General features: G+C 70.1%; 11 protein-coding genes. 3 read left to right on the forward strand and 8 right to left on the reverse strand.

Features of this window, described 5'->3' with window-relative positions:
• Window positions 1-8 precede the first annotated feature (8 nt).
• Together ACILQS_RS05910 and ACILQS_RS05915 are read left to right on the forward strand one after the other, a co-directional pair.
• Window positions 9-1,559, forward strand: coding sequence for a glycoside hydrolase family 5 protein (locus ACILQS_RS05910; RefSeq protein ID WP_395639187.1), 1,551 nt, complete (start codon window positions 9-11; stop codon window positions 1,557-1,559).
• 13 nt (window positions 1,560-1,572) lie between these two features.
• On the forward strand, window positions 1,573-2,790 hold the full coding sequence (locus ACILQS_RS05915) for an ROK family protein (RefSeq protein ID WP_395639188.1): 1,218 nt from the start codon (window positions 1,573-1,575) through the stop codon (window positions 2,788-2,790).
• Here the strand turns inward: ACILQS_RS05915 and ACILQS_RS05920 are convergent.
• Both ACILQS_RS05920 and ACILQS_RS05925 read right to left on the reverse strand, forming a co-directional pair.
• Entirely contained in the window at window positions 2,753-3,124 is a 372-nt protein-coding gene (locus ACILQS_RS05920) for a TraR/DksA family transcriptional regulator (protein WP_395639189.1), read from the reverse strand. The two genes, ACILQS_RS05915 and ACILQS_RS05920, sit on opposite strands and share 38 nt — an antisense overlap.
• Window positions 3,125-3,129: 5 nt before the next feature.
• Complete coding sequence (locus tag ACILQS_RS05925) at window positions 3,130-3,402, reverse strand: YtxH domain-containing protein (protein ID WP_395639190.1); 273 nt, start codon at window positions 3,400-3,402, stop codon at window positions 3,130-3,132.
• Window positions 3,403-3,513: 111 nt separating this feature from the next.
• On the opposite strand from ACILQS_RS05925, the gene ACILQS_RS05930 reads away from it, so the two are divergent.
• On the forward strand, window positions 3,514-3,951 hold the full coding sequence (locus ACILQS_RS05930) for a GIY-YIG nuclease family protein (RefSeq protein WP_395639191.1): 438 nt from the start codon (window positions 3,514-3,516) through the stop codon (window positions 3,949-3,951).
• Window positions 3,952-3,969: 18 nt separating this feature from the next.
• Here the strand turns inward: ACILQS_RS05930 and ACILQS_RS05935 are convergent, their stop codons facing one another.
• From ACILQS_RS05935 to ACILQS_RS05960, 6 genes are all read right to left on the reverse strand, one after another.
• Window positions 3,970-4,743: an isocitrate lyase/phosphoenolpyruvate mutase family protein gene (locus tag ACILQS_RS05935; RefSeq protein WP_395639192.1), complete on the reverse strand. Its 774-nt coding sequence runs from the start codon at window positions 4,741-4,743 to the stop codon at window positions 3,970-3,972.
• 67 nt (window positions 4,744-4,810) lie between these two features.
• On the reverse strand, window positions 4,811-6,118 hold the full coding sequence (locus ACILQS_RS05940; protein WP_395639193.1) for a sugar ABC transporter permease: 1,308 nt from the start codon (window positions 6,116-6,118) through the stop codon (window positions 4,811-4,813).
• On the reverse strand, window positions 6,115-6,867 hold the full coding sequence (locus ACILQS_RS05945) for an ATP-binding cassette domain-containing protein (protein ID WP_395639194.1): 753 nt from the start codon (window positions 6,865-6,867) through the stop codon (window positions 6,115-6,117). Before ACILQS_RS05945 ends, ACILQS_RS05940 begins: the two co-directional genes overlap by 4 nt.
• Window positions 6,868-7,006: 139 nt before the next feature.
• The gene (locus ACILQS_RS05950) at window positions 7,007-8,044 is read right to left on the reverse strand and encodes a substrate-binding domain-containing protein (RefSeq protein ID WP_395639195.1); all 1,038 of its coding nucleotides are present in this window, start codon (window positions 8,042-8,044) and stop codon (window positions 7,007-7,009) included.
• A gap of 191 nt (window positions 8,045-8,235) precedes the next feature.
• Window positions 8,236-9,594, reverse strand: a complete 1,359-nt coding sequence (locus ACILQS_RS05955) for an MFS transporter (protein WP_395639196.1) — start codon at window positions 9,592-9,594, stop codon at window positions 8,236-8,238.
• A gap of 2 nt (window positions 9,595-9,596) precedes the next feature.
• Window positions 9,597-10,099: glycosyl hydrolase-related protein (locus ACILQS_RS05960; protein WP_395639197.1), on the reverse strand; the 503-nt coding region annotated here is incomplete at its 5' end.

Below are 10,099 nucleotides of genomic sequence, written 5' to 3' on the forward strand. Positions count from 1 at the left end.
ACCCCGCCATGACCTCCGTTCTGCCCGCCCCGGCCTTCCCCCGCCGTCCGGCCTCCTTCGACGGCTTCGTGCACGCTCAGCGTGCGAAGCTCGTCGACGGCTCCGGCCGCGACCTGCTGCTGCGCGGCGTCGGCCTCGGCAACTGGATGCTGCCCGAGGGCTACATGTGGAAGTTCGGGCCCGGAGCCGAGTCGCCGCGCGAGATCGAGCGCCTGATCGAGCGACTCGTCGGCCCCGTGCGGGCGGCCGAGTTCTGGGGCGGATTCCGGGATGCCTTCATCACCGAGGAGGACATCGCCCTGATCGCGGCGAGCGGCTTCGATCACGTGCGGCTGCCGATCAACAGCCGGATGATCCAGGACGAGGCGGGCGAGCCGATCGAGGCCGGCTACGCCCTGATCGACCGGCTCATCGACTGGTGCCGCGAGCACCGACTGTGGGTGCTGCTCGACCTGCACGGAGCCCCGGGCGGCCAGACCGGCACGAACATCGACGACTCCCCGAACAACCTGCCGGAGCTCTTCCTCGAGCCGCGCTACCGCGAGCTCACGCTGCGTCTGTGGCGCGACGTCGCGACGCGCTACGTCGGCGAGACCGTGGTCATGGGGTACGACCTCCTCAACGAGCCCCTGCCCAACGAGTGGCAGCACTCGCACGCCTCGGCGCTCGCCGAGCTCTACCGCGACCTCACCGCGGTCATCCGCACGGTCGACCCCGACCACCTGATCGTCTACGAGGGCGCCCACTGGGCCACCAACTGGAGCATCTTCACCGAGGTCTGGGACGAGAACTCGCTGCTCCAGTTCCACAAGTACTGGTCCTCGCCCGACACCGCGGCGCTCGCGCCGTTCCTCGAGGCCCGCGAGCGGCTCGGTCTGCCGATCTACATGGGCGAGGGCGGCGAGAACACCCGCGAGTGGCTGTACACGGCCTTCCGGCTCTACGAGACCCACGGGATCGGCTGGAACCTCTGGCCCTGGAAGAAGATCGAGACGACGACATCCCCGGCCTCGGTCGTCGCCCCCGACGGCTGGTCGGAGGTGATCGCCGCGATCACCGACCCGTCGACCCTCGACCCGGGGCGGGCGTGGGCGATCCTCCGGGAGCTCCTCGCGGCGCTCCCGATCGCGCAGTGCCGCTGGCAGCCCGGCGTCGTCGCGGCGGTCACCGGGATCGCGCCGGCGGTCGTGCCCGCCTGGGGGTTCGGCTACCGCGGCGCCGGCGAGTCGTACTCGGTCGCGGGCGGGCGGCCCTTGCCCGGCATCCGGGAGGACGACGCCGTGACCCTCGCCTGGGCGCACCCCGGCGACAACGACCCGAACCCGTTCCAGCAGGGCGACGACGGGCGGCCCTATCGGCCGTCCGAGCTGCTCGTCGCGGTGCTCGCGGCGGGCGACTGGCTCGAGTTCGAACTCGAGGCGGTGTCGGTCGAGACGACCATCGTGCGGGATGCCGTCGGCTCGCCGGTCGACGTCCGCGTCGAGGCGACCCCCCGCGGTCTGCGCGTCACGGCGCTCGGCGACGTGCGGATCGCGACGATCCACCCCGGTGCGGCTTGATAGGTTTCCGACCATGAGCCCGCGCGCCGCTGCCGCGAGCCCCGCGAACGTGAGCGACGTGCGTCGTCGCAACGTCTCCGAGGCTCTGCGCAGCGTCATCCGCGCCGGCCGCACCACGCGGGCGACGCTCGCCGCCGAGTGCGGGGTGTCGGTCGCCTCGGCCACCAACCTCGTCGGCGACCTCATCGCCGAGGGGCTCATCGTCGAGGCCGGCGTCGCGTCCTCCCGCGGGGGGCGACCCGTCACCTTCCTCCAGCCCAACCCCGCGGGGGCGTACTTCGTGGGCGCCGACGTCGGCGAGCGCGGGGTCGCCGTCGAGCTGTTCGACCTGCAGATGAACCGCGTCGACCGGGAGTTCCGCGGGGGACGCACCGAGGAGCAGATCGAGACGATCGGCGACGACCTCGACGCCGCGCTCGAGGCCCTCCAGACCCGGCATCCTGAGGCGTGGACACGGCTCGTCGGCATCGGGCTCGCCCTGCCCGGCATCGTCGAGACGGATGCCGACGGGCGCCAGATCCTCTACGCGCAGAGCCTCGGCTGGCCGCCCGTCGACGTCGCGGACCTGGTCAGCCAGCCCCTCAGGATCTTCGCCGAGAACGGGGCCAAGACCCAGGCCATGGCCGAGCTGTGGGACGGCGCCGCACGCGGGCTGAGCGAAGCCCTCGTCGTGCTGCTCGGCCGCGGCGTCGGACTCGGGATCATCAGCGACGGCGAACTCGCGCACGGGCTCACGAGCAGTGCCGGCGAGTGGGGGCACCTCAAGATCGAGCGCGGGGGCCGGCTCTGCCGCTGCGGCGGACGGGGGTGCGTCGAGGCGTACCTCGGTGCCGACGCGATCCTCTCGGCCTGGCGCGAGGCGGGCGGCCGACCCGACGGCTCCGGCTGGCGGGCGATCGGCGAACTCCTCGACGCCGACCGGGCCGGCGACGCGGTCGCGGTGGCGGTCGTCGACGAGATCGTCGCCACCCTCGGGTCGGCGCTGGGCGGGCTCGTGAACCTCACCAATCCCGAACGGGTCGTCATCGGGGGGTGGGTCGGGCTGCGTCTGATGGAGACCCTTCAGCACCGCATCGAGGCGGCGACCCGGGCCGAGGCGCTCCGGCGACCTGGTGGTCAGTTCGATCTGCGACCGAGTGCCTTCGGGGGCGACACCGTCGCCCTCGGCGCCGCGCTCATGCCGCTCGAGGCGCTCATCGCCGACCCGCGGGCGAGTTCTCCGCGCAGCTGACGCAGGTCGTGCGCGCGGGACGCAGCTCCAGTTGCGCGTGCGGGATCGGCAGGCCGCACGACCTGCAGATCCCGTAGGAGCCGACGGCGACCCGGGCGGCCGCGAGTTCGAGCTCGTCTAGCTCGGCTTGATGCGCGGCGCGCGCGCCCTCGGCCTGCTGCCACTCGAAGGTGAGCGTGAACCCCTCGGGATCGTGCTCCTCGTCGGTCCAATCGGCACGGGAGGTGCGCACCTCGGCGAGTCGCTTCTCGACCTCCGCGAGACGTTCGAGCACGGCATCCCGACGCTCGGCGATCCACCGCCGGGCGTCGTCGGGGTCGGGGATGCCGCGCACCCCGCTCAGGACGCGGCGGATGGCGAACCGGATGCCGGCGTCGTGACGTTGGCGCGAGCGGCCGTCGTCGCGGCGGTGCGCGCCTCGGAGAGCTTCTCGCCCATCGGCACGTTCTCCTCGACGACGTCGGTTGCCTGCTTGGCGACCTTCTGCACGCGCGGGTCGAGCCACAGCTCGCTCACCCGGGTCTTCAGCATCTGGTAGTCCTTGCGCCCCCGGCTCGTGCCGACGAGGTAGCCGACGCCGAGGCCGGCGGCGAAGAGCAGCTTTCCGGACATGTGATCCTCCTGAGGTAGATGCCCGACGCTACGCCGCCCCTCCGTCGGGCGCCGAGGGGTTGACGGGTCGCGCCGGGTTTGCATGCCGGAGGTGCGGGGTTGGATGGGTCCGTGGCCGATCAGCAGTCGCCGAGTCTGGAGTCGCCGTGCCGGGTGTGCCGGTCGCTGCGCGGCGTGCGCACCGAGACCGGGTGGGTGTGCGCCGTCTGCGGGTGGCGGGTCGGGGAGTTCATCGACCCCGGGCTCCCGATGCCGCGCGTCGACGTCGTCTACTACCTGCGCCTCGACGAGCGGGTGAAGATCGGCACGACGGCCAACCCGCGTCAGCGGTTCGGCGCGCTCACGCACGAGGAGGTGCTCGCCTTCGAGCCGGGCGACCGCACGGTGGAGCGGCAGCGCCATGCCGAGTTCGCCGGGGACCGGCTCGGCACCTCGGAGTGGTTCGCGCTCACCCCGAGCCTCCGCGCGCACATCACGACCGTCGCCGGCGGGCGGGACCCCTGGCACGTGCACGCGCGGTGGCTGGCCGAGGCGCTCGCCCGCCGCTGACGACCTCGCGCTGAGGAGTCAGTTGAGCGCCGGGGTGTCCTCCGGGATGACGCCGTCGCCGTAGAGGTCGGTGCCGAGGTCGCGCAGCGCGCGGAGGGCGACACGTTGGGTGAGCGGACCGTACGAGATGCGCGCGACGCCGAGCGCCTCGTACTCGGCGGCCGGCAGGGCGCCGGGCAGCCCGATCACCGAGACCTTCCCGCGGCCGATCCCCGCGACGAGCTGCTCGACGATCTCCCGCGGGTGTCCGCCGGGCACGAAGACGAGAGCCGCGCCGTTGTCGAGGAACGCCTTGCCGCGCCTGATGGCCTCGGCGATCTTCTGCTCCGGCGACAGATCCCCGGACCGCGGGGTGAGCGCGTCGGTGCGGGCGTTGAGCTGGAAGGCGACGCCCTCCTTCTCGGCGGCGGAGGTGATCGCGGCGACGCGGGCGACGGCCTCGTCGAAGGGCCGCATCCGGTCTTCCACGTTCGCCCCGACGATGCCGAAGCCGATCGCGCGTCGGATCGTCTCCGCCGGGTCCTCGTAGCCGTCGTCGAGGTCGGCCGAGACCGGCAGATCGACGGCCTCGGCGATGATGCGCGCCCCGTCGAGGGCGATGTCGAGCGGCATCCCGCCGTCGGCGTACCCGCGACTGGCCGCGATCGAGTGGCCCGCGGTCGCCAGGGCGGTCGTGCCGGGCAGGTCGGCGATGACCTTGGCGCTGATCGCATCCCATACGTTCACCACGCGGAGGATCTCGGGGGCTTCGTGCAGCGCCTTGAGCGCCAGGGCCTTCTCGTTCGTACTCATGCCGCCACCGTACGCGAACGGCCCCCGCGTTCCTGGAGAACACGGGGGCCGTTCGTCGACGCGCGGGCTAGGTGCGCAGGATCGAGCCGCCCGCCCGCTTGCGCGAGATGGCGTCGACCGTGGCCGCGAGGATCAGCACGCCACCCGTGACGGCGTAGTTGACGCCGGCCGGGAGGTTGAGCAGGCCGAGGCCGTTGGTGATGACCGCGATCACGAGCGCACCGACGGCGGCGTGGATGAGCCGGCCGCGTCCGCCGAAGAGGCTGACGCCGCCCACGACCGCCGCCGCGACACCCGACAGCACGAGATCGCGACCGGCCGCGGCATCCACCGATCCGACCTTCGAGGCCGAGAAGATGCCGGCGACGACAGCCAGACCCGAGCAGACGATGAACGCCGTCCAGCGGATCAGCACGATCTTCACGCCCGCACGACGTGCGGCCTCGGCGTTGCCGCCGATCGCGTAGATGTAGCGGCCGTACTTGGTGCGGTCGAGCACGAAGGTGCCGAGCCACAGGATCGCGAGCACGATCGGCACGACGATCGGCACGCCCTCGACGGTGTTGCCGCCGACGATCTCGCCGTTCAGCACGGTGCCCGCCTGGCCGCGGTTGCGGTTGAGCAGGAAGACCACGATGCCGCCGAGCACGACGATCGCGCCGAGCTTGGCGAACACGAGCGCGATGGTGCGGTTCGGCACGCCGGCACGAGTGCGGCGGAAGCGGTCCCAGAACGAGGTCGCGGTCGAGACGAGCACGATGATCGCGAGCATCGCCCAGCCCATCCACGGCGCCAGGTTGCTGTTCTGGATGGCGAGGATCTCCGGCACCTGGATGCGGATGGCGCCGCTGCTGCCGATGACGACGAGCTGCACGCCCTGCAGTCCCAGGAACAGGCCCAGCGTCACGACGAACGAGGGGATGCCGACTTGCGCGACGAAGAATCCGATGAAGGTTCCGATCGCGAGGCCGATCGCGAAGGCGATCACGAGCGCGAGGATCCAGTTGATCTGGAATCGCGAGACGAGCACGACGAAGATGCCCATCGACGCGCCGGCCGTGACGCCCGCCGAGAGGTCGATCTCGCCGAGCAGGATGACGAAGACCAGCGCCATGCCGAGCATGACGAGCGTCGCCGCCTGGGTCATCAGGTTCGCGAAGTTGCGTTCTGTGAGGAAGAACGGGCTCAGGATCGAGAACAGGATGCTGAGCACGATGAATCCGCCCACGGCGGGCAGGGCACCCATCTCGCCGCCCTTGATGCGCGACCACCAGGCGCGCACCTGATCCATCAGCGTGCCCTCCTGGCCGCTTCCGATCATGTCGGTCGACGCCATCACGTGGCCCGTCGCGGTGCCGTCGTGCTGGTAACTCATGCGTTCATCCCCTCGGGGGTCTTCGTTCCGGTGATGTAGCCGACCACGTCGTCGCGGGTCGTCTCCGCGGTCTCGACCTCGGCGACCATCTGGCCGAGGTAGAGCACGCTGATGTAGTCCGCGACCTCGAAGACGTCGGCGAGGTTGTGGCTGATGATGATGACCGCGACGTTCTGCTCGGCGAGACGCTTGACCAGGTTGAGCACCTGCTCGGTCTGCGCGACGCCGAGGGCGGCAGTGGGTTCGTCGAGGATCACGACGCGCGCCTTCTTCAGCACGGCGCGCGCGATGGCGACCGTCTGACGCTGCCCGCCGGAGAGCGACGAGACCTTCTGCCGCACCGACTTGACGGTGCGCACGGAGAGGGAGCGGAGAGTGTCCGACGCCTCCTTCTCCATCACGCCTTCGTCGAAGGTGCCGAACTTCGTCTCCTCGCGACCGAGGAACATGTTCTGCACGATGTCGAGGTTGTCGGCGAGCGCGAGGTCCTGGTAGACGACCTCGATCCCGAGCGCGGAGGCGATGCGCGGGGAGGTCAGGTGCACCTCGTGGCCGTCGAACCGCACGACGCCCGCGTCGTACGGCTGCACGCCGGCGAGACCCTTGATGAGGGTCGACTTTCCGGCGCCGTTGTCGCCGACGAGGGCGGTCACCTTGCCCGGGTACGCCTTGAGGTTCACCCCCTTGAGCACGCTCACGGGACCGAAGCTCTTGACGACCCCTTCTAGCTCGATGATCGGCACGTCCATGCCCTGGTTCCTTTCGACGTCGTTGTCGCGCTCAGTCTGGCGCGACGGGCTCCACAGGGGAAGTGTTCCCGCGGGAAGATGAGGGAGGGCCCCGACCCGGCTGCGAGAGCCGAGCCGGGGCCCCGGTTACTGCAACTGCCTAGCTGATGCCGAACTCGGTGCACTTGGCGGCAACGTCGCCCGCGCACAGCTCCGACGCGTCGGCGTCGCCGGCGTCGACGACATCCTTCACGTTCTCCGGACGGATGTAGATCGGCGCGACGGTGATGAACGGGGTGCCGTCATCGAGCGTCAGGTCGCTGTCCGGGGTCTCGCCGCCGAGCAGCGCGATCGCGGTCTCGATGGCCGCGTCGGCCTCGAGCTTGACCGGCTTGTAGACCGTGGCCCACTGCTTGCCCAGGAGGACGTTCTGCAGACCGGCGATCGACGCGTCCTGACCCGAGACCGGAACGACGAGGCCGTTCTTGTCGAGGATCGTGATGACGCCCGCGGCGTTGGTGTCGTTGGCAGCCCAGACGGCGTCAACCACGCCACCGAGCGAGGTCAGCGCCTGCTCGAAGTTGGTGGCCGACTTCTCGCCGTCCCAGACTCCGGGCGGCTCGGCGGCTGCGGTGATTCCCGCACCCTCCATGACCTCCACGGCGCCTTCCTTGAACATGGCGGCGTTGCCGTCAGCGGCGTCTCCACCCATGTAGACGACGACCGCGGTGGCCGGGTCCTTGCCGGCGGCCTCGAGGCCCTCGACGACGGCCTGACCTTCGAGACGACCGACCTCGACGTTGTCGAACGACACGTAGTAGTCGGCGCCGTCGATGGGACGGTCGTAGGCGATGACCGGGATGCCCTCGGCCTTGGCCTTCTCGGCGACCGCGGCGCCCGCGCCGTTGTAGTCGACGAGCAGCATCACGCCGCAGCCCTGCGAGAGCTGCTGGTCGGCGATGGTGGCGTACTTGTTGGTGTCACCCTGCGCGTTCTGGATGTCGACCTCGAAGCCAGCGCCCGTGAGACCTTCCTCCAGATACTTGCGGTCGAGCGTCTCCCAGCGCGGCGAGGACGCCGCGTCCGGAAGGATCACGCACGCGCGGGTGGCTTCGGCGTCGCCGCCACCGCCATCCCCGCTCGCACAGCCGGCCAGAGCGATTGCCGAGAGTCCGGCGATCGCGACGACGGAGATCAATGAAGCACGCTTCACGGTTTCTCCCCTTCTTCATCGAAGTGAGGTTGACCCTCTTGGTACCCCGTCGTCTTCGGCGGGGCGATAGCCATGTTGGTCCCGATTGGCTTCAAGTTGTGAATCTAAACGGTAACGCTTCGATAACGTTCGAGTCCGAAACTTCCGCTGGGCGGCAGTTGGAGCCCGATCCGCGTTCAGGAAGTGGACCGAGAGGACGTGTCGAGCCGATAGCGCCAGAACGGGATCGCCGAGAGCAGGCAGCTCACGGCCGGCACCAGGGTGATCCCGATGAACACGATGTTCTGCATCTCCGCCGTCACCTCCACGCCCTTCTGGTAGCCGGCGATCACCACGACGATGCCGAACGCCATCACCGAGAACGCGCTCATCACCTTCGTGACGAAGGTCAGCGTCGCGAACGAGATCCCGTCGTTGCGCACCCCGCTGGTGCGTTCGGCATGGTCGACGGCGTCGGCGATCATCGTCGTCTGCGCGACCAGGAAGACGCCCAGGCTCAGACCGGTGGCGAAGATCAGCAGGATCAGCAGTACGAGATTCTCGAAGCCGACGACGTACAGCGCGACGTAGAGGGCGGCGCCGGCGAACGAACTGACCAGGATGAGGGTGCGCCCGCTGAACCGCTTCATCGTGAACGGCGTCGCGATCGACGCGAGGATGATGCCGGCGATGATCGCGCCGCCGACGAGGGTGAAGTTGTCGGAGCTCCCGTAAGCGACGACGACGAAGACCGCGCCGCCGGCCTGCACGATCGAACGCCCGAAACCGAGCACCGAGCCGAGCAGCACGAGCAGCAGCGGCTTGTTGCGGAACAGCGCGCGGAACAGTTCGGCGAAGCTCGTGGGATCGGCGGTGCTCACCCGCTCGCGCGGCACGAAGAACGCGAGCAGGAAGATCCCCATCCCGGCGACGGCGATCAGCGCGATGGCGCGCGTCCAGCCCTCCGGGGTCGGGGCGGGCGCGAAGCTGAGCGCCGCCGCGAGGGCGGGGGTACCGAGGGTGGAGAGCCCGATCGCGACCGCGCCGACCGCGCGCACGTTGCCGATCACCCGGGCGCGGGTGTTCTGCTCGGGGAACGCCGAGCCGATCAGCCCCCAGAGCGGCACGTCGCACGCCGCGTAGACCAGTCCCCAGATCAGGTAGCAGACGGCGAAGTAGAGCAGTTGCCCGGTCTCGTCGATGTCGGGCACGGCGAAGATCAGCACCGTGAGCACGGCGACCGGAGCTGCGGAGAACAGGATGAACGGCCGGAACTTGCCCCAGCGGGTGCGGGTGAGGTCGACGAGGCTGCCGACGAACGGGTCGGCGATCGCGTCGATGATGCGGGCCGCGGTCAGCACGATCGTGACGACGGCGATCGCCCCGGTGCTCAGCCCGATCATCTCGACCAGGTAGAACAGCAGGAACGTGCTGACGGTCGCGTAGACGAGGTTCTGGCCGAACGCGGCGGTGACGATCGCGGAGTTCTGCGCCCGGGGTGAGGGGGTGCGGGGGGTGCGGGGGGTGCGGGTCGACGACGGTGTCGAGGCGGTCATGGTCAGCGCTCCAGGTGGATCGTGAGGATCTCGAACGGCCCGAGATCGAGCCGTTCCGGGTCGATCGAACGGATCGGCCGCTCGAGCAGGTCGGTCTCGGTCGCCCGGGTCACCGGGAAGCCGAGCCGTAGGGCGGTGGATGTCGGCCGCCCGAGGCTCTCGTACATCCGCACCACCACCCCGTCGCCGCTCTCGGCGGGCTTGATGGTCTCGATGATGACACCCGGGTCGCTCGTCGCGGCGAAGGACGGCATCGACACACCCGGGACGACGTGCAGCGGGTTGTTGAGTCGGTAGCCGTCGCGGATGACGCCGGTGAGGTCACCGGCGGGGTAGGCCCGGAAGGCGTAGGTGAAGGTGTGCACGCCGCGGTCGGCGGTCCTGTCGTGGAAGGTGGGGGCGCGCAGCAGGTTCAGGCTGAGCAGCCCCGACTTCGCCCGATGCCCGTACTTCGAATCGTTGAGGACCGCGAAACCACCCTGGGAAGTTTCGGTAGCGATCCATT

Origin of the sequence: Pseudolysinimonas sp. (genome assembly GCF_044239695.1) — a bacterium.
Classification (GTDB): domain Bacteria; phylum Actinomycetota; class Actinomycetes; order Actinomycetales; family Microbacteriaceae; genus Pseudolysinimonas_A.

What these genes read in the sequence shown, in the direction of transcription:
- ACILQS_RS05910 (WP_395639187.1), top strand. Translation starts at nt 9, where the DNA reads ATGACCTCCGTTCTGCCCGCCCCGGCCTTCCCCCGCCGTCCGGCCTCC.
- ACILQS_RS05915 (WP_395639188.1), top strand. Translation starts at nt 1,573, where the DNA reads ATGAGCCCGCGCGCCGCTGCCGCGAGCCCCGCGAACGTGAGCGACGTG.
- ACILQS_RS05925 (WP_395639190.1), bottom strand. Translation starts at nt 3,402, where the DNA reads ATGTCCGGAAAGCTGCTCTTCGCCGCCGGCCTCGGCGTCGGCTACCTC.
- ACILQS_RS05935 (WP_395639192.1), bottom strand. Translation starts at nt 4,743, where the DNA reads ATGAGTACGAACGAGAAGGCCCTGGCGCTCAAGGCGCTGCACGAAGCC.
- ACILQS_RS05940 (WP_395639193.1), bottom strand. Translation starts at nt 6,118, where the DNA reads ATGAGTTACCAGCACGACGGCACCGCGACGGGCCACGTGATGGCGTCG.
- ACILQS_RS05945 (WP_395639194.1), bottom strand. Translation starts at nt 6,867, where the DNA reads ATGGACGTGCCGATCATCGAGCTAGAAGGGGTCGTCAAGAGCTTCGGT.
- ACILQS_RS05955 (WP_395639196.1), bottom strand. Translation starts at nt 9,594, where the DNA reads ATGACCGCCTCGACACCGTCGTCGACCCGCACCCCCCGCACCCCCCGC.